The organism is Microbacterium sp. Y356 (assembly GCF_059445355.1).
The window spans coordinates 2,660,401-2,678,798 of the sequence record NZ_JCAIUE010000001.1; the positions used below are offsets into that span (position 1 = coordinate 2,660,401).

The 18,398-nt window shown below is 66.3% G+C and carries 16 protein-coding genes; 11 read left to right on the plus strand and 5 right to left on the minus strand.

Translation table 11 applies throughout. The features are described 5' to 3' along the window. Positions 1-8: 8 nt before the first annotated feature. Positions 9-4,649 carry an ATP-dependent helicase gene (locus AC1C2Q_RS12730; protein WP_495450408.1) on the minus strand — a complete coding sequence of 1,547 codons (4,641 nt, stop codon included), beginning with the start codon at positions 4,647-4,649 and terminating at the stop codon, positions 9-11. 99 nt (positions 4,650-4,748) lie between these two features. Between AC1C2Q_RS12730 and AC1C2Q_RS12735 the strand changes: the two genes are divergently transcribed. Further along, positions 4,749-5,378 carry a hypothetical protein gene (locus AC1C2Q_RS12735; protein WP_495450409.1) on the plus strand — a complete coding sequence of 210 codons (630 nt, stop codon included), beginning with the start codon at positions 4,749-4,751 and terminating at the stop codon, positions 5,376-5,378. Between the two features lie 56 nt (positions 5,379-5,434). On the opposite strand, the gene AC1C2Q_RS12740 is transcribed toward AC1C2Q_RS12735, so the two are convergent. Then, positions 5,435-5,617: a PspC domain-containing protein gene (locus AC1C2Q_RS12740; RefSeq protein WP_495450410.1), complete on the minus strand. Its 183-nt coding sequence runs from the start codon at positions 5,615-5,617 to the stop codon at positions 5,435-5,437. Beyond that, positions 5,614-7,308, minus strand: a complete 1,695-nt coding sequence (locus AC1C2Q_RS12745) for an ABC-F family ATP-binding cassette domain-containing protein (protein ID WP_495450411.1) — start codon at positions 7,306-7,308, stop codon at positions 5,614-5,616. Before AC1C2Q_RS12745 ends, AC1C2Q_RS12740 begins: the two co-directional genes overlap by 4 nt. 275 nt (positions 7,309-7,583) lie before the next feature. Between AC1C2Q_RS12745 and AC1C2Q_RS12750 the strand changes: the two genes are divergently transcribed. Together AC1C2Q_RS12750 and AC1C2Q_RS12755 are read left to right on the plus strand one after the other, a co-directional pair. Continuing rightward, positions 7,584-8,861 (plus strand): endonuclease/exonuclease/phosphatase family protein, encoded by a 1,278-nt coding sequence (locus tag AC1C2Q_RS12750; protein ID WP_495450412.1) that lies wholly within the window; start codon positions 7,584-7,586, stop codon positions 8,859-8,861. 67 nt (positions 8,862-8,928) lie between these two features. Beyond that, on the plus strand, positions 8,929-9,192 hold the full coding sequence (locus AC1C2Q_RS12755) for a hypothetical protein (RefSeq protein WP_495450413.1): 264 nt from the start codon (positions 8,929-8,931) through the stop codon (positions 9,190-9,192). Here AC1C2Q_RS12755 and AC1C2Q_RS12760 read toward each other — a convergent pair. Then, positions 9,181-9,867 (minus strand): alpha/beta hydrolase, encoded by a 687-nt coding sequence (locus tag AC1C2Q_RS12760; RefSeq protein WP_495450584.1) that lies wholly within the window; start codon positions 9,865-9,867, stop codon positions 9,181-9,183. The two genes, AC1C2Q_RS12755 and AC1C2Q_RS12760, sit on opposite strands and share 12 nt — an antisense overlap. Before the next feature lie 36 nt (positions 9,868-9,903). On the opposite strand from AC1C2Q_RS12760, the gene AC1C2Q_RS12765 reads away from it, so the two are divergent. Beyond that, positions 9,904-10,503: a DUF4916 domain-containing protein gene (locus AC1C2Q_RS12765; protein ID WP_495431459.1), complete on the plus strand. Its 600-nt coding sequence runs from the start codon at positions 9,904-9,906 to the stop codon at positions 10,501-10,503. Between the two features lie 213 nt (positions 10,504-10,716). Here the strand turns inward: AC1C2Q_RS12765 and AC1C2Q_RS12770 are convergent, their stop codons facing one another. Beyond that, entirely contained in the window at positions 10,717-11,454 is a 738-nt protein-coding gene (locus AC1C2Q_RS12770) for an SDR family NAD(P)-dependent oxidoreductase (protein ID WP_495450414.1), read from the minus strand. A gap of 210 nt (positions 11,455-11,664) precedes the next feature. On the opposite strand from AC1C2Q_RS12770, the gene AC1C2Q_RS12775 reads away from it, so the two are divergent. The 7 genes from AC1C2Q_RS12775 (at position 11,665) to AC1C2Q_RS12805 (ending at position 18,254) form a co-directional block, all read left to right on the plus strand. Continuing rightward, entirely contained in the window at positions 11,665-13,386 is a 1,722-nt protein-coding gene (locus AC1C2Q_RS12775) for a dihydroxyacetone kinase family protein (RefSeq protein WP_495450415.1), read from the plus strand. A 1-nt stretch (position 13,387) separates the two neighbouring features. Continuing rightward, the gene (locus AC1C2Q_RS12780; protein WP_495431462.1) at positions 13,388-13,843 is read left to right on the plus strand and encodes a ribose-5-phosphate isomerase; all 456 of its coding nucleotides are present in this window, start codon (positions 13,388-13,390) and stop codon (positions 13,841-13,843) included. A gap of 9 nt (positions 13,844-13,852) precedes the next feature. Further along, positions 13,853-14,605, plus strand: a complete 753-nt coding sequence (locus tag AC1C2Q_RS12785; protein ID WP_495450416.1) for a triose-phosphate isomerase family protein — start codon at positions 13,853-13,855, stop codon at positions 14,603-14,605. Positions 14,606-14,634: 29 nt separating this feature from the next. Continuing rightward, complete coding sequence (locus AC1C2Q_RS12790; protein ID WP_495431464.1) at positions 14,635-15,357, plus strand: GntR family transcriptional regulator; 723 nt, start codon at positions 14,635-14,637, stop codon at positions 15,355-15,357. Positions 15,358-15,509: 152 nt separating this feature from the next. After that, positions 15,510-16,457 (plus strand): sugar phosphate isomerase/epimerase family protein, encoded by a 948-nt coding sequence (locus AC1C2Q_RS12795; RefSeq protein ID WP_495450417.1) that lies wholly within the window; start codon positions 15,510-15,512, stop codon positions 16,455-16,457. Positions 16,458-16,499: 42 nt separating this feature from the next. Next, positions 16,500-17,471: a 3-hydroxyacyl-CoA dehydrogenase family protein gene (locus AC1C2Q_RS12800; protein WP_495431467.1), complete on the plus strand. Its 972-nt coding sequence runs from the start codon at positions 16,500-16,502 to the stop codon at positions 17,469-17,471. Between the two features lie 12 nt (positions 17,472-17,483). Further along, positions 17,484-18,254 (plus strand): SDR family NAD(P)-dependent oxidoreductase, encoded by a 771-nt coding sequence (locus AC1C2Q_RS12805; protein ID WP_495450418.1) that lies wholly within the window; start codon positions 17,484-17,486, stop codon positions 18,252-18,254. Positions 18,255-18,398 lie beyond the last annotated feature (144 nt).

Genomic DNA, 18,398 nt, shown 5'->3' on the forward strand with positions numbered 1-18,398 from the left:
CCATTCGTCTAGATCACCTTGCGCAGGGTGAAGCCGCGGGGAGTCGGTACGAAACCCGCTTCCTGCAGCACGCTGGCGAACAGGGTGCCATAGATCGGCTCGCCGTTGACCTTTTCCACGGTGAGCGTCTCGAGCCTGCGCGCACGAGACGTGGCGGCAAGGTCGGATGCCGCGGCACGCAGCACCTCTGGATCATCGTCGAATGCCAACACGGTGCGGCCGCCGCGTTCGAGGTAGAGCACGAGTGCGCCGTCGACGAGCACGACGAGCCCGCCGGCTTTGCGACCGGGTCGGTGCGAGACGCCCTCGCGGCGTGGCCAGCCGAGGGCAGCACCGTAGGGGTTCGCGGGGTCGGTCGCTGCGAGCGTGATGGCACGCAGCGGTGCCGGATCGGCAAGGTTCGCGAAGGTACGCAGCCGATCGACAGTGGCGGATGCCGCGAACTGTGCCGCACCGAGCTTCTCGATCACGTAGCCGCGGCGGCAGTGGCCCGCCTGCTCGAAACCGGCGAGGATTCGATAGGCCTGAGCGAAGCCGCCAGGCACACCCTCGGCCTGCACAGCGCCGCGCGTGACGACGCCATAGCGATCCAGCAGAAGGCCGGCAGTGACGGTCGCGCGCCGCGCGGCATCCGCGGGATCGCTCACCGAGCCTGTGGAAGGGAGCACCGACCACCGTCCGCCGCTGATCGTCGGCCGCGGTGGGGTCTGCCCGGTGAACGACACGCCACGGAACGTGCGAGTGCGTGGTGCGCGCCGTACGGACTTGTGTGCCTGCGATCCTCCGGCAAGCAGCTGGCGTACCGGTGAGAACGTGTCGTTCGTGACGCGTCCCGACCAGGTGAGTGTCCACAGTGCGTCGAGCACTGATTGTTCGTTCTCGGCACCAACGCGCTCGCGCAGGTGAGCGGCAAACGAGGCGCCGCCTGTGCTGAGAGCCTCCAACAGGCGTCCTTCGAGTGAGTCGTCGGCGATCGCATCACCGAGAGTGCTGGGCTCTGGCAGGGTGAACGGCGCGAGATCCACCGGATGCAGTGACACCCATCCGTCGCGGCCGGGCAGAGTCCCTTGTCCCGCCCACACCACCTCGCCGCTTGCGGTGAGTTCGTCCAACAGCGCGGGGGAGTAGTCGCGTACGCGGGAGGGCAACACCAGCGACTCCCAGGCGCTCGCCGGGATCGGCACGCCGGCGAACTGCTCGATCACCGCAAGTACACCGTCGACGCCCTCGAGTGGACGGGTCAGGTGCTGCCAGTCGGGCAAGAATCGGGCGTATGCCTCGGGGGCGACGGGTTCGACGCTGCCGCGGATGGCGGCGAGCGACCGCATCCGCAGACGGCGCAGGACTTCGGTGTCGCACCACTCGTTCTCTGACCCGCTTCCGGATGCCTCCGGCAGGAAGAACCCGCTCGTTACGCGTCCGGCGTGCTCAAGCCGCTGCAGAGTGTGACGCGCGACGGCGGCGCCGATTCCGAACCGGGTGGCGACGGCATCCGTCGTGAACGGTCCGTGCGTGCGGGCATGGCGAGCGACCAGGTCGCCGAGCGGATCAGTGAGGGGCTCAAGGAAGGCAACGGGTATGCCGGTGGGCAGCGCCACCCCGAGGGCGTCGCGCAGGCGGCCGGCATCTTCGATCGCGGCGACACGTGGAGCGCCGGCGATCGTCACCGGGATCGCCCGGCGTGCAGCGACCAGGGCGTCGAGGTGCGCCGAAGCGTCGGCGGGCACTTCCAGCCGCGCGGCGACCTCGCCCGCATCCATCGGCCCCAGCATTCGGATCAGGTCGGCAACGCCCTCGAGGCCGCGCACTCGGCGCTCCGGGTCGAGGCGTTGGGCTTCGCGCTCGAACTGCGCAAGCACATCGGGGTCGAGCAGTTCGCGCAGCTCGACCGTGCCCAGCAACTCGCCGAGCAGGGCTGGATCCACCGACAGGGCCGCGGCCCGGCGTTCGGCCAGCGGCGAGTCGCCCTCGTACATGAAGGCGCCGACGTATCCGAAGAGCAGATCGCGCGCGTACGGCGAGGGCTGCGCTGGTTCTGTCTCGACGAGCCTGACCTTGCGCTCGGCGATCGCGGTCGTGAGACGGCGCAGCGACGGGAGATCGTAAACGTCCTGCAGTACTTCGCGCAGCGTCTCGAGGATCACAGGGAAAGTTGGATGCCGGCGCGCCACTTCCAACAGCTGCGCCGAGCGCTGTCGCTGCTGCCAGAGCGGTGTGCGCTTGTTCGGGTTCATTCGCGGCATCAGCAGTGCGCGCGCTGCGCACTCGCGGAAGCGCGAGGCGAACAGCGCTGACCCGCCGACCTCTTCTGTGACGAGATGCTCGATCTCGTCAGCGTCGAACACGAACAGTTCAGCACCCGGCGGTTCGGCGTCAGCATCCGGAATCCGAACGATGATGCCGTCGTCGCTTGCGACCGCCGATCCTTCGACGCCGAGGCGCTCGCGGACTCGTGCGTTGACCGCTAGCGCCCAGGGCGCGTGCACCTTCATGCCATATGGGGAATGCAAGATGACTCGCCAGTCACCGACCTCGTCACGACCACGCTCGACGGTGAGCGTGCGGTCGGTCGGGAGGGTGCCGGTGGCTTCTCGTTGTTCGTGCAGATGCGCGAGAAGGTTCATGCGTGCCTGCTCGTCGAGACCGGCTTCAATCAGTCGCTGCGCCGCCTTCTCCGGAGTGGCGGCAGACACCTCCCGGGAGAACGCACCGAGCGCCTCGCCGAGTTCGTAGGGCCGGCCGATGCCGTCGCCGTGCCAGAACGGCACTTTTCCCGGCTGCCCGTACGCGGGGAGCACGTTTACGCGGTCGTGTGTGATCTCGGCGATGCGCCAACTCGTTGTGCCGAGCGTGAAGACGTCGCCGACGCGCGACTCGTAGACCATCTCCTCATCGAGTTCGCCGACGCGCCGTCCTGCACCCTCGCCGGCGACGAAAACAGCGAACAGCCCGCGGTCGGGGATCGTGCCGCCACTGGTCACGGCGATCCGCTGAGCGCCTGGCCTGCCGGTCAGCGTTCCGGCATCCCGGTCCCAGACCAGGCGCGGACGCAACTCGGCGAACTCGTCAGAGGGGAATCGGCCGGCCAACAGATCGAGCGTGGCTTCATAGGCCGAGCGGGGCAACGCCTGGAACGGCGCCGACCGCCTGACCGTGTCGAACCATTCCTCGACACTGATCGGCGCGAGCGCGCAGGCTGCGACGGTCTGCTGCGCAAGGATATCGAGCGGATTGCGCGGCACGGCGATTGCTTCGATCTTGCCTGCCAGCATCCGCTCGGTCACGATCGCGGTGTGCAGCACGTCGCCGCGATGCTTCGGGAAGAGCGCCGCCCGACTGATTTCGCCGACCTGGTGCCCCGCCCGGCCGACGCGTTGCAGACCGGATGCCGCGGACGGAGGCGCCTCGACCTGGATGACGAGGTCGACCGCTCCCATGTCGATGCCGAGTTCGAGACTGCTGGTCGCGACGACGCAGCGCAGGATGCCGGATTTCAGCTCTTCTTCGACGAGTGCACGCTGCTCCTTGGAAACGGAGCCGTGGTGGGCTTTGGCGAGCACAGGATCGGCGCCAGCGGTTGCGCCCGCCTGAGCCATCATTTGAGCGGGTGCGGCTGTCGACACCGGGAGGGGGGCTCCGATGCGCTCTGAGTAGATCTCATTGAGCCTGCCGGTGAGGCGCTCGGCAAGACGCCGCGAGTTCGCGAACACGATTGTGGAGTTGTTCTCGAGGATGCGGTCGACGATCGCCTCTTCGACGTGCGGCCAGACCGACCCGGTCACCTCTGTATATTCAGCCGGGTCATCGTTCGTGGATGCTGCGCCCGGTGGAGGCGGCGGATTGGACATGTCGTCCATCGGAACGACCACGCTCAGTTCGAACGTCTTCGACGCTCGCGGTGCCACGATCTCGACGGGCGCCGATCCACCGAGGAAACGTGCCACTTCGTCGATGGGGCGCACGGTCGCTGAGAGGCCGATGCGCTGTGCGGGCACGGCATCCGATCGCGCCGCTCGACGCAGGGAATCGAGTCTCTCGAGGCTCACCGCGAGGTGCGCGCCACGTTTTGTGGCCGCAACGGCGTGCACCTCGTCGATGATCACCGTGTGCACATCGCGCAGCGTCTCGCCAGCGCGGCTGGTGAGCATCAGATAGAGCGATTCCGGCGTGGTGATGAGGATGTCGGGCGGGTTCGTGACGAGCTTGCGGCGATCACTGGATGTGGTGTCGCCGGAGCGCACGCCAACGGTCACGGTCGGGGCCGCGATTCCGAGTCGGCGCGCGGACTGGCCGATACCGACGAGCGGGGAGCGCAGGTTGCGTTCGACGTCGACGCCGAGCGCCTTCAGGGGCGAGATGTAGAGGATGCGCGTGCGCGCAGCGTCGGGCTTGGCAGGGCCAGACTCGACGAGGCCGGTGGCATCCGCTTTCTCCCGGAACACGCTGTCGATGGCCCAGAGGAACGCCGACAGGGTCTTGCCTGATCCGGTCGGTGCGACGACGAGTGCGTGCTTTCCAGCCGAAATTGCCTCCCACGCGCCGACCTGAGCGTTCGTCGGCGCGGCGAACGCACCCCGGAACCAGTCTTGGGTCGCCGGGGTAAAACGGTCGAGCACATGTTGCGCCGAGCCTGTCGAAGCGTCACCCATCCCTCCATCATCCAGGGTGGGACTGACATCGGGCTCGTCGGTGCAGGATCCGTTCTGACCGTCCGCGATGGCGCACTGGATTCCCAGTAGCGTGGCTTCATGGATGATTCCGCGTTCGAGAGTCTCTACGGAACGTGGGCGCCGCGCACACCAGCGGACGCGGCCCGTCTGTTCGAGGGGTATCCAGGCGTCTGGTGGATCGCCGGAGGCTGGGCACTCGAGGCCTTCACCGGAGTGAGCCGTCATCATGAGGACCTCGATCCGTCAGCGTTGCGCGCAGATCTCGCCCTTCTCCGCAGCCATCTCGCCGGACGCCTGCATGTGTGGGCCGCCTACTCTGGCGCGTTGAAACCTCTGGCCGCCGACGAGCGCCCGAATGCGTCCGCCGATGATCTCCTGCCAGAAGGATGCGGGCAGCTCTGGACCCGTCCTGATGCCGCGCACCCCTGGGAATATGACATTCTCCTGAGCCCTGGCAGAACTGAGGAATGGGTCTACAGACGCGACTCGACAATCCGTCTGCCGATGGCCGACGCGCTCTGGGCACGCGATGGCATCCGCTATCTGCAACCCGAGATCCAGCTTCTTTACAAGGCCAAGGGACAACGCCCCAAGGATGAGGTCGACTTCGCCGCCACCCTGCCGTTCCTCGACGCCGCACGTCGTGACTGGCTGCGACGCACGCTCGAGCGGACGATTCCGGGGCACACCTGGCTCCGAGAGCTGTGATCGCCAGCGGTCCTCACCGCTCCCGATTACGAATCGCGGGGCGATCGCCCCGCGGATCAGGATTCGCTTGGAACGATGACCCAGAGCAGGATGTATGCCCAGAGCGACAATCCGGCGAACAGCACGGCAAGCACCGTGATCACGCGAACCGTCGTCGGGGTGACGCCGAACCGTGTGGCGAGCGCGGCGCACACTCCTGCGATGACGCGACCCTGCCGGGGTCGTACGAGAGGATTCATGCTCCCATCCTGCCTTGCGTGACCGTTCGACAAAACCCCTGCTCGTCGATCTCCAGTGTGAGGTCAAGCTCGAGCCGCGCGAGGAAGGCGTCGTCGTGGCTCACGACCAGCACCGCACCGCGGTACGCGCGCAGAGCATCGACGAGCTGATCGACCGTGTCGAGGTCGAGATTGTTTGTCGGTTCATCCAAGACCACGAGGTGTGGCGCAGGGTCAGCCAACAGCAACTTCGCCAGGGCCACACGGAAGCGCTCGCCGCCGGACAGCGTGGCTACCGGGCGATCGCTCGTGTCGCCTCGAATGAGGAAGCGGGCCAGGCGATTGCGTAGTTCCTTCTCGGGAATGTTCGGCGCAGCCTCGGCGATGTTCTCGACCACCGAACGGGATTCGTCGAGCCCATCGATCCGCTGCGGCAGGTACCCGATGCGGTCGGTGTGGGAGGTCGCCCGCACTTTCGGTTCATAGCTCCCCAAAGAATCGCCAGTGTGGAGGGGATTCGGCGGATCTGGGTCGATCCGCGGCGTTTCTGAGGAGTTGTGAACGGCATCAGCCACCAGTCGCTGGAGCAGCGTCGTCTTGCCGACGCCGTTCCGGCCGATCAGTGCCACCCGCTCGGGCCCCTGGATCACCCACGACAACTCTCTGTCGCTGATCGTGGCGATGCGGCGAGCACGTGAGACTCCTGGATCGGGCAGCTCGATCTTCATCGATGCATCACCGCGCACCCGCCGACCGGCCTCGTCGAGCGCTGCGCGCGCGTCATCCTCTTTCTCCGCGACCTCGGTGCGCAGCTTTCCTGCTGACACCTGGGCGGCCATCTTTCGGCCGTTAGCGACGATCTTCGGCACTCGCTTCTCAACGAACGCCTTGTTCGCCATACGTGCGCGGCCTGCGAGCTTTGTCTCGGCCTCGATCCGCTGACGCTTTTCCTTTTTAAATGTCTGCTTGGCATCGCGTTCGGCCTGACGTGCGGCGTTCTGCTCGCCATCCAGCCACGCGCGCCACGCCGAGTACGGGCCACCGAACACACTCAGCGTGTGCGCGTACAGCTCGGCGGTGTCCTCCATCAGCTCGAGCAATGACACGTCGTGGCTGACGACGATCAGGGTTCCCTTCCAAGAGCGCACCATGTCGGCGAGCTTCGCTCTGGCGTCACGGTCGAGGTTATTGGTCGGCTCGTCCAGTAGCGTGATCGGCGCTCGCCGAAGACGGATGCCGGCAATCGCGACGAGTACCGCTTCGCCACCGGAGAGTTCGCCGACGTTGCGCTCGAGGAACGACGGATCAAGACCTGCCTCTGCCAATGACACCTCCGCGCGTGCCTCGATGTCCCAGTCGTCGCCGACGGCGTCGAAGTGCTCGGGTGCGACGTCGCCGGCGGTGATGGCACGTACGCCGTCGAGGGCATCCGCGACGCCGAGAAGCTCGGCGACTCGTCGATCGGTGTCGAGCGTGAGACGCTGCGGCAGATATGCGACATCGCCGGTGGCGGTGATGAACCCCGATGTCGGGGACAGGTCGCCAGCGATCAGGCGCAGCAGGGTGGACTTGCCTGAACCGTTGCGTCCGACCAGGCCGGTGCGTCCGCTGCCGAATGAGCCGGTGAGCCGGTCGAGCACGGTGGAGCCGTCCGGCCAGGTGAAGGTGAGGCGGTCAAGGGTGACCGATGCGTGAATGGTGGGTGTTGACATGGGTGTCTCCCGAAGATGTGCGGATGCACTGACACGGGTCGCCGCTCGACGCCGAGAAGGCGGAGGCGAAACCGGTGGGAAGGATCGTCGTGTCAGCGCGCGGAAAGAGGAGCGCGGGGCGACAGATCAGATCAATGAACTTCCAAACACGGCGGACAGGACTTGTCGATGCTACCCGGGCGTGTCGCGCATCACAACCCTCGGGCGTGTCGCGATCGTCATCCGTTCACCGAGCGGTCTTCTGAATGTCACAGTTTCGAGTTAGCGTGGCCCGCATGATCACGCATCTCCGCGTCCGCGCGGCTGCTCTCGCAAGCCTCCTGGTCGTCAGTGCCGCCGTAGTGGCCGCCGCCCCGGCCGTGGCCGCACCTCCGCACTCGAAACCTCCTCACGCAGCGCACGGAGATGCTGAGTTGCGCTTCGCCACCTTCAACGCCTCGCTCAATCGAGGCACCGAAGGTGCGCTCGTCGCCGATCTCTCTGTTCCTGGAAACGCGCAGGCAGATGTCATTGCCGAGATCATCCAGCATTCGAACCCCGATGTGCTCCTGATCAACGAGTTCGACTACGACGCCGAGGGCGACGCCCTGCGGTTGTTCCAGGAGAACTACCTGTCGGTGCCGCATGGCGACGCGGAGCCCGTCGAATACGCGTACCGATACTCTGCCCCGGTCAACACCGGAGTGCCCAGTGGGTTCGATCTGAACAACGATGGCGCGATCTCCGGGGGCGACGACGCCTGGGGCTTCGGTCTCTTCCCTGGTCAGTACGGCATGGCCGTCTACTCGAAGTACCCGATCGAGCAGGACGCGATCCGCACGTTCCAGAACTTGCTCTGGTCGGATATGCCCGGCGCCCTTCTCCCGGACGATCCCTCGACACCGGAGCCCGCGGATTTCTATTCACCTGAGGAGCTCGCGCAGTTCCCGCTGTCGAGCAAGTCGCATTGGGACGTGCCGATCCAGGTGTCGAAGAACAAGACCGTGCACTTGCTCGTCTCACATCCGACCCCGCCGACCTTCGACGGCGCGGAGGACCGCAACGGCCGACGCAACCACGATGAGATCCGCCTCTGGGCCGACTATGTCGCCGGGGGCAAGGCGGGGTCGTACATCGTCGACGATCAGGGCCGCAGCGGTGGACTCGGGCGCAATGAGCTCTTCGTGATCACCGGCGATCAGAACGCCGACCCGAACGACGGCGACTCCACGGACGGCGCTATCCAGCAACTCCTCGAGAATCCCCGCGTGAACACCGCCACCGTACCGACCAGCCCGGGCGCGGTCGAGGCGTCCGAACTGCAGGGGGGAATCAACCTCGAGCATGTCGGCGACCCGGCACAGGACACGGCGGACTTCTCCGAGCCGCCGGGAAACATCCGCGTGGACTACGTGCTGCCCAGTCGCCAGATTCGCATCTTGGCCTCGGGGGTCTTCTGGCCGGAGTCCGACGACTCCCTCTCGCGCCTGACCGGCGTCTACCCGTTCCCCTCCAGCGATCACCGGCTTGTCTGGGCTGACGTCGACGTGCCAGGTGGTGGAAAGATTCGCTGAGCTGCCGCATCACCAGATCCGTCGCTCGGAGGATGCCGCGGCATCGACAAGCTCGTACGGTGGAGTCATGGCTGACAACAACATGAGCGGCAGCGAGATGCGCCAGCGCATGAGCTGGGGCGCGGGCATCGCCATCGGCATGGGTGTCGGCGTCGCCACGGGGTCAGCGCTGGACAACATGGGTGTGGGAATCGGGATCGGGATCGCCAGTGGTGTGGTGGTCGCGATTGCGATCGGTTCGGTGGGAAAGAGGCGCAGGTCTGCTGACGATGATTCAGCAGACGACCCAGAAGGCCTTCCTGACGAGGATGACCCCGGCTCAGTCCGCTGAGCCGTCCCGCCACTTCTCCAGGAAGATCTTCACGTCGAGCAGTTCGCCCTCGGAGATGCTGTGGGTGAGGCCGGGGTAGACGCGTCCGGTGAGTTCGGAGTGATCAGGCAGCCACTGAGAAGTGTGGTCGATCAGTGGCGCGGGAATCACATCGTCATTCGTGCCTCGACCCCAGAACACCGGTGGACGTGATTCGCGCAGCGCCTCATCGTCGGGCAGCTCACCGGGGGAGGCGTAGCCGCTGAGTGCGACGACAGCGCCGAAGCGCGCGGCATCCAGTCGCAGCGCCTGTAGCGACACTGCGGCGCCCTGTGAGAAGCCGAGCAACGCGATCCTCGGCGACTCGCCGGCCTTGGCAGTCGGTGCATCGCCGGCGTGGGCATCCAGCCAGCTGAGCACGGCACGCGCGGCGTGGGTCACAGCATCCGAATCTCGGCCGTTCAGACCGTCGATCGGATACCACGAGCGTCCTGGCGCTGGCCATGGCGGCGTCAGAGGTGCCGCGACGGACGCCACAGCGATGCCCTCAGGCAAGTAGGGGACGAGTCCGAACAGGTCGTGCTCGTCTGCGCCATAGCCGTGCAAAAGCACGAGCAACGGCAGGCCGTCACGGTTGTCGGGGGCCCAGCGCGTGGCATCCGCGTCGAGTGTCAGGTTCTCGCTCACACACACCATCCTGCCAGCAGGCGCTGACACTGGTAGAAAGGAGACATGTCTGTGCGTACACCTGATCCGGACCCTGAGGACTCCGATGACGATCTCTCTCAGTTCAGTGAGCTGCCCGCGGACGCGAGCAACCCAGGCTGGCTGAGCGAGGTCGAGCTGGCTGAGGCGCGACGACGCATACCCATGCTGTACGTCGAGGCGATTCCGGTGCGCACCGACGGGTCAGGCCAAGTCAGCGAGATCGGCATCCTGTTGCGGTCCACGCCGCTGGGCGAGATGACCCGCACGATTGTTTCGGGGCGAGTGCGCTACGGCGAACCGGTGCGCGATGCGCTGTTCCGGCACATCGAGAACGATCTCGGGCCGATGGCCTTCCCCCTGCTGCCGCCGCAGCCGTTGCCATTCACAGTCGCCGAGTATTTCCCGATGCCGGGGGTCAGCGCGTTTCACGACGACCGCCAGCATGCGGTGTCGCTGGCGTTCGTGGTGCCGGTGACAGGCACCTGCGAGCCGCGTCAGGATGCGCTCGAAGTGACGTGGTTCTCACCGGAGGAGGCGGCATCCGATGCGGTCGCCGCGGAGATGGAGGGCGGCCGAGGCACGCTCATCCGCCTCGCTCTCGCGAGCCTGGGCCTGCTGCGCTAACTCGGCCGCCGGCCCCCCGCCCGCCCCGGCGCCCCGCCCACTGACGCCGACGCCCCTTGTTCTCGCCGACGCCTCCGGATAGCGACGTAGGTACCGAGGGGCCTCGACGCCAGCAGGGGGCGCCGATGTAGGGCGCGACGCCAGCACGGGGTGCCGCGGCTAGGGGCGCCGGCGGTAGGGCGCGACGCTGGTGCTGCGGGCCGGACCGAGAACCTAGCCGGCGGTCACGCCGCCATCTGCGACGAACTCTGCACCGGTGGCGAAGCTGGCGTCGTCGCTGGCGACGAAGGCGATCAGTGCGGCCATTTCCTCCGGCTTACCGAGCCTGCCCATCGGCGTACCTGCGATCAGCATGTCGCGGTCGGCGTCGCCGAGGATCGGGGTGTCGATGAATCCGGGGTGCACGGAGTTCACACGCACGCCCTCCTTCGCCCAACCCAGAGCCGTGGTCTTGGTGAGCAGACGGACCGCACCCTTGGCTGCGTGGTAGGCGGGACTCACGCCAGAGCCGACGATGCCGTACATCGAGCTGATGTTCACCACGGCACCGTTGCCGCTCTTCTTGAGAGCGTCGGCTGCGGCCTTCATGCCGAGGAAGACGCTGGTCTGCGTGACCGCGACGACCTTGTCCCAGGTTGCGAGTGTGGTGACTTCGATCGGCTCGGTGTCACCGATGCCGGCGTTGTTCACGAGGATGTTCAATCCGCCGAATGCATCGACAGTCTTTGCCACGGCTTCGGTCCAGCCGTCTTCGCTGGTGACGTCGAGATGGACGAACAGGCCAGTGCCGCCGTTCTTCTCGATTTCTGTGACGACCTGTCCGCCGAGCTCATCCTGCACGTCGGCGACCACGACCGTTCCGCCCTCGGATGCGATGCGAAGCGCTGTCGCCTTGCCGATTCCGCTGGCGCCGCCTGTGACCAGTGCGACGCGACCTTCGAAACGAGTCATGATGTCCTCTTTGCTCAGTGAACAGCCGCCAACACGGTGCTGTGGCCGTATATCAAGTACAACACATATCAGCCATTTCTATTCCGATGCATACAAATTACCCAGAGGGGGATCGGTTTCAGCGCATTCTCGGCAGAGCTATCCCATTTCCTATAGGATTACGTCGGTGGGATGCCCACGTGCACCCGTTTTCGCTCAGAGGAGACCGCAATGACGCGCTTGTTCAACGACCCGGACGACTTTGCCGACGATTCGGTGGCTGGCTTCGTCGCGGCCTCGTCGCGGTGGGTCCGCCCGGTGACAGGCGGCGTCGTCCGCTCCACCCGCGGTGCAGAACCCACCGTCTCGGTGGTTATCGGCGGTGGCAGTGGGCATTACCCGGCATTCGCCGGTCTCGTGGGCCCAGGCCTCGCACATGGGGCCGCCATGGGTAACCTCTTCGCCTCGCCTTCTGCGCACCAGGTGCACTCGGTGGCCACGGCCGCACACGAGGGCAGAGGCGTGCTGCTGAGCTACGGGAACTACGCCGGCGACGTCCTGCATTTCACGCAGGCACAGGAGCGGATGCGAACGGCGGGGATCGACTGCCGCACCGTCACCGTGACCGATGACATCTCCAGCGCCCCGGTCTCCGAGCGCGAGAAGCGCCGCGGCATCGCGGGGGATCTCGTCGTCTTCAAGATCGCCGGCGCCGCGGCCGAAGCCGGGTACGACCTCGACGGTGTCGAGCGTGCCGCGCAGCTCTCTAACGAGCGCACCCGTTCTCTGGGCGTCGCCTTCAGCGGCTGCACTCTTCCCGGTGCGCAGGAGCCGCTGTTCACTGTGCCGGAGGGGCGCATGGCCGTCGGCCTCGGCATCCATGGCGAGCCTGGAATCGACGAGGTCGACATTCCGACCGCAGCTGAACTCGCCGCTTTGTTCGTCTCGTCCCTGCTCGCAGAGATCCCGGATGGGGTCGCCCTCGAGGGTGCCAGAGTCGTGCCGATTCTGAACGGACTCGGCAGCGTGAAGTACGAGGAGCTCTTCGTCGTCTACGGCGCCGTCGATCGCCTCCTCGCCGAGGCAGGAGTCGTGGTGGTCTCGCCGGAAGTGGGGGAGTTCTGCACGAGCTTCGACATGGCAGGCGTCTCGCTCACGCTGCTCTGGCTTGACGCCGAATTGGAAGAACTCTGGAACGCGCCGTGCGACACCCCCGCGTTCCGCCGGGGTGCGGTCGAGGGGCGCATCGCCGTCGAAGTGACGCAGAGCGAGGCTGAGGAAGTCGTCATTGCACCGGCGAGCGAAGCATCGCAGGATGCCGCCCGCACGGTCGGTCGCTCCCTCACCGCTATGGCACTGATGTTGGATGCTGAGGCAGAAGAGCTCGGTCGGCTTGACCGCATCGCCGGTGATGGCGATCACGGAATCGGGATGCAGCGCGGCAGCCGTGCGGCAGCCGCCGCGGCTGCGCAGGCGATCGACGCTGGTGCCGGCGCGCGCACCGCACTGCAGCACGCTGGCGATGCATGGGCCGACAAGGGCGGTGGCACATCCGGCGCGATCTGGGGCGAGATGCTGGTCGCGCTGGGTGCGGTGCTCGGCGACGACGAGGCCGTAGACAAGCACGCCGTCGGCTCCGGAGTGACCGGCATGAAGGATGCTGTCATGTCCTTCGGCAAGGCGAAGCCGGGGGACAAGACGATGATCGATGCGATCGTCCCCTTCGCCGACCGGCTGGTCGATCGCCTGAACGAGGGCGCTGCCCTCGCCGAAGCGTGGTCGGATGCGGCGGATGCCGCCACCTCGGCCGCTGAAGCTACCGCCCAGCTGACCGCGAAACTCGGACGCTCACGCGCGCACGGAGACAAGAGCCTGGGCACGCGCGACCCCGGGGCGGTCTCCTTCGCACTCATCTCACACACGGTTCTCCACATCCTGAAAGGGGATGACTGAAATGGCACTTCGATTGGTAATCGGCTCGGACGACGCAGGGTTCGAGTACAAGGAACGCATCAAGGCTGACCTCCTGGCCAACCCGCTCGTCGCGGAGGTCGTCGATGTCGGCGTCGACGCGGACGGGCACACGAACTACCCCAAGATCGCGACGACTGCGGCCGAGCGGGTCGCCGCAGGAGATGCGGACCGCGCCATCCTGCTCTGCGGCACGGGGCTCGGCGTGGCGATCGCGGCGAATAAGGTGTCCGGCATCCGCGCCGTCACCGCGCACGACTCGTTCAGCGTGGAGCGTTCGGTGCTCTCCAATGACGCCCAGGTGCTCTGCATGGGACAGCGAGTGATCGGCATTGAGCTCGCCCGCCGTCTCGCGGCGGAGTGGCTCACGTACACCTTCGATCCGCAGAGTGCTTCGGCCGAAAAGGTGCGCGAAATCTGCGCCTACGAGGGCAGCTGAGGCGCAGAGATGCTCATCGGCGCCAGCCTGAAGATGTACTTCTCCCACGCCGAGACTGTGGCGTGGGCATCAGAGGTGGCGTCGATCGTTGAGGCGCACCCAGCGCGCGCGTCACTGACGGCGTTCGTGATCCCGCAGTATCCGTCGATCCCTGCCTGCCTTGAGGCATCCGAAGCTCATGGTGGGGCGCTCGAGGTGGGGGCGCAGGATGCCGCGACCGAGGATGTCGGTGCATTCACCGGTGAGGTGTCGGCCGCAGTTCTCGCGGAATTGGGGTGCCGGTTCGTGGAGGTCGGCCACGCCGAGCGGCGCCGGATGTTCGGCGAGACGGACGACGTCGTCGCTGCGAAGGTGCATGCGGTGCTGCGGAACGCCCTCACCCCTATTCTCTGTATCGGCGAGTCTGAACTCCTTGACCCCGCGGACGCGGCAGAGGTCTGTATCGGCCAGATCCGCTCGGCCCTCGCCGTCGCGGAACAAGCGGGTGTCGCGGGTCCGATCGTGATCGCATATGAACCCGTCTGGGCGATCGGTGCGCCAGAGCCCGCTCATCCAGAGCACATCCGCGATGTGTGCGGTCGGCTCCGAACATACCTGGCGCATTGGGCTGGCGGGGCGTCTGTCATCTACGGCGGCAGCGCGGGACCTGGGCTGCTGACGCAGATCGCGGACAGCGTGGATGGGCTGTTCCTCGGACGCTTCGCGCACGAACCCTCCGCGTTCCGTGACATCCTCGACGAAGTAGGTTTTCTGACGGCCTGACCGGCCGCAGAATGAGAGGGAGAAGCACGATGGTCACGGAAATCGACGGCGGCCTACGCGGGTTGGAAAGCACGATCGAGCGCAGAGGCTTGCGCGACCGCGTCTACGATCGCATCCTGCAGCTCCTGCTGAGCGGTGACGCGGCTCCTGGCGCGCGCCTGTCCATCGACACGATCGCCCGCCAACTTGATGTCTCGCAGACTCCGGTGCGCGAGGCGATGGTCCAGCTCGAACGGACCGGGTTGGTGACGAGGGAGGCCCTCAAGGGCTACCGGGTCGCTCCTCCGCTCGGCGCCGCGCAGCTGCAGGAGCTGTTCGACGCGCGCATCATGCTCGAATCGCACGCTGCACGCCTGGCCACCCCCGCGTCGCCGGCGATGCTCGCAGAGCTTCGCGCTGCGGAGGATGACCATCGCCAGATCGGTGGGAAGGTGATCACGGCCCTCCGCGCCGGAACGACGGACGTCACGTTGACGACCGCTTACTTCGCCGCGGATGCTGCGTTTCACCGAGTCATTTTTCTACACTGCGGCAATCGCTACCTGACCGAGATGTCCGAGTCGCTTGGAGCGCAACTGCACCGGATGCGCCAATCGGTGCTGCACGGTGTCACCGACGTTCGTGAGGCGATCGCAGAGCATGAGGCGATTGCCGACGCCTTCGCCGGGGATGACCCTGACGCGCCGGAGGCCCTCATGCGCCGACACGTCGAGCAGGTCAGGGCTCGCTCCCTCGATCTCGAACGGGGCTGACCCGGCACGATAGCGCCGGGAGCCGTCATCGGCGCGACGGCACGATAGCGCCGGGAGCCGTCATCACGGCCGACGCTTGACCTTCGCACTATTTCCTATAGGATCTATGAAGACTCGAGAATAGTCGGGTCCCTCACGTCAACGGAGTCGTCATGACCGCAACGTCGCACCCCCTCACCAGCGAGAGCTGGCCCATCGCCGTCTGCATGCACGGGTTCTCGCCTGTCGCCCCGGATGGAACGCGTCTGCATGACGCGTCCTCAGAGACCTGGGATGGTCTCTTCCGCCAGGTCGAGCGGCTCGGCTTCACGGCCATCGAGATCGCAGACAGCCACATTCGCCCCTCCGAGCTCGAACCGGCCCGCCGTCAGGAGCTCGCCTCGATCGCCGCCGACCACGGCGTGAAGCTGATCTCCGTGCACGTCCAGCGTCAGAGCGTGATCGAACCGGGCAAGGGCGAAGAGAACCTCGCATACGCGCACCGTGCCATCGACGCCGCAGCCGAACTCGGCATGCAGGTGTTCTCGACCGGGCTGCACCAGCCGTTCACCGAGGCTCAGCGCAAGGCGCTGTGGTTCTGGACCGCGCAGGGACCGGTCGACCCGGACGACGCTGAGACGCGCGCGCTGGCGGTCCGTCGCCTCCGCGAACTCGGTGAGCACGCGGCATCCGTCGGCCTCCCGATGTCGCTGGAGATGTACGAGGACACCTACCTCGGCACCGCCGACAGCGCTGTGCGCCTGATCGAGGAGATCGGGCTGGACAATGTCGGCCTCAACCCCGACATCGCCAACCTCATCCGCCTTCACCGGCCCATCGAGAACTGGCGCGAGATGCACGAGAAGACGCTGCCGTACGCGAACTACTGGCATGTGAAGAACTACATTCGCGACGAGCCCGCCGACGGCAGTTGGGCGACCTCGGTCCCCACCAGCCTCGAGCTCGGACTCATCAACTACCGCGACATGGTCGCCCGCGCCGTTGAACTCGGGTTCAACGGACCATTCCTCATGGAGCAGTATGGCGGCGACAGCCTCGGCGTCTGCGCCACGAACCGCGACTACCTCCGCACGCTCCTCCCGGAGCCTGCGGGCGTCTGATCGACCTTCACACCTGATCGAAATTCTCAAGGAGACGAAGACATGACTCAGCAGGAACGCCCCGTCTACGCGGTGATCGGCAGTGGCTACATGGGCGGCGGTATCGCCCAGGTGCTCGCTCTGTCCGGTGCCGACGTACGCATCGCCGACGTCGACATCGAAATCGCCCGCAGCAACCGTGACCGCCTCATTGCCGAGGCCGAGCAGTTCGCGGCCGACGACCTCTTCCCTGCCGACGCCGCCTCGATCATCGCAGAGCGGGTCACCGCGACGACGATCGAGGATGCCGTTGACGGAGCATCCTTTATCGAGGAGGCCGTCCCCGAGAAGATCGAGATCAAGCACGCAACGCTGCGTCGCATCTCGGAGGCGGCTGCCCCCGACGCGATCATCGGCAGTAACACCTCGACGATCCTGATCGAGAAGCTGGCCGAGGCCGTGGTGAATCCCGAACGCTTCCTCGGTGTGCACTTCTCCAACCCCGCGCCGTTCATTCCTGGCGTCGAGCTGATCCCGCACGCGACAACGGATGCGGCGATCCTTCCCGTGGTCGAGCAGATTGTCGCGGCCACCGGCAAGGAGACCGCGCGCGTCAAGGATGCGACCGGCTTCGTGCTGAACCGCCTGCAGTACGCGCTCTTCCACGAGGCGACTCAGCTCGTAGAAGAGGGCGTCGCGACGCCTGAGGACATCGACACGATCGTGCGCACCACCTTCGGTTTCCGCCTTCCGGTGTTCGGACCGTTTGCGATCGCCGACATGGCAGGGCTCGACGTGTACTCGTTCTGCTACGCCTCGTTGCAGACAGAGTTCCCCGAGCGCTTCGCGACCCCGGCGTCGCTGAAGGCGCTCGTCGACGCCGGCAAGTTCGGCACCAAGTCCGGCGCAGGCTACCTCGACGTGCCGGCCGATCGCACGGCCGAACTGATCGCGTACCGGAACAAGGCCTACGTCGCCGTCAAGAAGCTGATGGACGAGCTCGGCCCCGCACCCATCCACCCCGCCCAGAGCTGAACGGAGCAGATCATGGCATCAGATTTCCCCGCTGAGCGCACCGCGATCCTCACCGGAGCGGCGAGCCCCCGCGGCATCGGCCGCACGACCGCCTTCTACCTCGCCGAACGCGGGTGGAACATCGGCATCATCGACGTTGACGGTGAAGCCGCCGCACGCACCGCCGCCGAGGTCGCAGAGGCACACGGAGTTCGCGCCGTCGGTGTCGGCGCAAACGTCGCGGACCGCGACCAGGCTATTGCTGCGGTGGACGCCCTGGAGAATGCTCTCCCGCAGGTGGTCGCGCTGGTGAACTTCGCAGGTGTCTCCTCGCCCGTGCCGTACCTCGAGGTCACTCCCGAGGAGTGGCGCCGTGTGCAGTCGATCAACCTCGACGGTGTGCACTGGGTGACCCAGCGGGTCGCGCATATCCTGGCAGACAACGGTATCGGGCGTGTGGTCGGGATCTCGTCGGTCTCCGCTCAGCGTGGTGGCGGCACGTTCTCAAAGACGCCGTACTCCGCTTCGAAGGCCGGCGTCATCGGACTCATGCGATCCCTCGCCCGCGAGCTCGGCCCGCTCGGTGTCACCGCGAACGTGATCTCGCCAGGACCGATCGATACCGACATCATGGGCGGCACTCTGTCCGATGAGCGCAAGACCGCCATGGCCGCAGACGGGGTTCTGCCCCGCATCGGGACGCCGACGGACATCGCCGCCGCCGTCGCCTATTTGATCAGCGAGGATGCCGGATTCGTGACGGGTCAGACCCTGAACGTCGACGGTGGCCTCTACATGCACTGATTCCACCTGCGCTGATTTCACCTGCTCTGATTCCACCTGCGCTGAAGGAGAGATATCCCGTGTCCCAGTCCTGGTCCAAAGGGCGCATCGCCTTCCTGGTGATCGGTGTGATCTGCGTGGTCATCGGCCTCGTCATGATCATCC

Bases quoted from the DNA above. Each gene is read 5' to 3' on its own strand.
- AC1C2Q_RS12745 (WP_495450411.1), bottom strand. From the start codon at position 7,308: ATGTCAACACCCACCATTCACGCATCGGTCACCCTTGACCGCCTCACC.
- AC1C2Q_RS12785 (WP_495450416.1), top strand. From the start codon at position 13,853: ATGCTCATCGGCGCCAGCCTGAAGATGTACTTCTCCCACGCCGAGACT.
- AC1C2Q_RS12775 (WP_495450415.1), top strand. From the start codon at position 11,665: ATGACGCGCTTGTTCAACGACCCGGACGACTTTGCCGACGATTCGGTG.
- AC1C2Q_RS12800 (WP_495431467.1), top strand. From the start codon at position 16,500: ATGACTCAGCAGGAACGCCCCGTCTACGCGGTGATCGGCAGTGGCTAC.
- AC1C2Q_RS12790 (WP_495431464.1), top strand. From the start codon at position 14,635: ATGGTCACGGAAATCGACGGCGGCCTACGCGGGTTGGAAAGCACGATC.
- AC1C2Q_RS12795 (WP_495450417.1), top strand. From the start codon at position 15,510: ATGACCGCAACGTCGCACCCCCTCACCAGCGAGAGCTGGCCCATCGCC.
- AC1C2Q_RS12805 (WP_495450418.1), top strand. From the start codon at position 17,484: ATGGCATCAGATTTCCCCGCTGAGCGCACCGCGATCCTCACCGGAGCG.
- AC1C2Q_RS12740 (WP_495450410.1), bottom strand. From the start codon at position 5,617: ATGAATCCTCTCGTACGACCCCGGCAGGGTCGCGTCATCGCAGGAGTG.
- AC1C2Q_RS12765 (WP_495431459.1), top strand. From the start codon at position 9,904: ATGTCTGTGCGTACACCTGATCCGGACCCTGAGGACTCCGATGACGAT.
- AC1C2Q_RS12750 (WP_495450412.1), top strand. From the start codon at position 7,584: ATGATCACGCATCTCCGCGTCCGCGCGGCTGCTCTCGCAAGCCTCCTG.
- AC1C2Q_RS12770 (WP_495450414.1), bottom strand. From the start codon at position 11,454: ATGACTCGTTTCGAAGGTCGCGTCGCACTGGTCACAGGCGGCGCCAGC.
- AC1C2Q_RS12730 (WP_495450408.1), bottom strand. From the start codon at position 4,649: ATGGGTGACGCTTCGACAGGCTCGGCGCAACATGTGCTCGACCGTTTT.
- AC1C2Q_RS12760 (WP_495450584.1), bottom strand. From the start codon at position 9,867: ATGGTGTGTGTGAGCGAGAACCTGACACTCGACGCGGATGCCACGCGC.
- AC1C2Q_RS12735 (WP_495450409.1), top strand. From the start codon at position 4,749: ATGGATGATTCCGCGTTCGAGAGTCTCTACGGAACGTGGGCGCCGCGC.
- AC1C2Q_RS12780 (WP_495431462.1), top strand. From the start codon at position 13,388: ATGGCACTTCGATTGGTAATCGGCTCGGACGACGCAGGGTTCGAGTAC.
- AC1C2Q_RS12755 (WP_495450413.1), top strand. From the start codon at position 8,929: ATGGCTGACAACAACATGAGCGGCAGCGAGATGCGCCAGCGCATGAGC.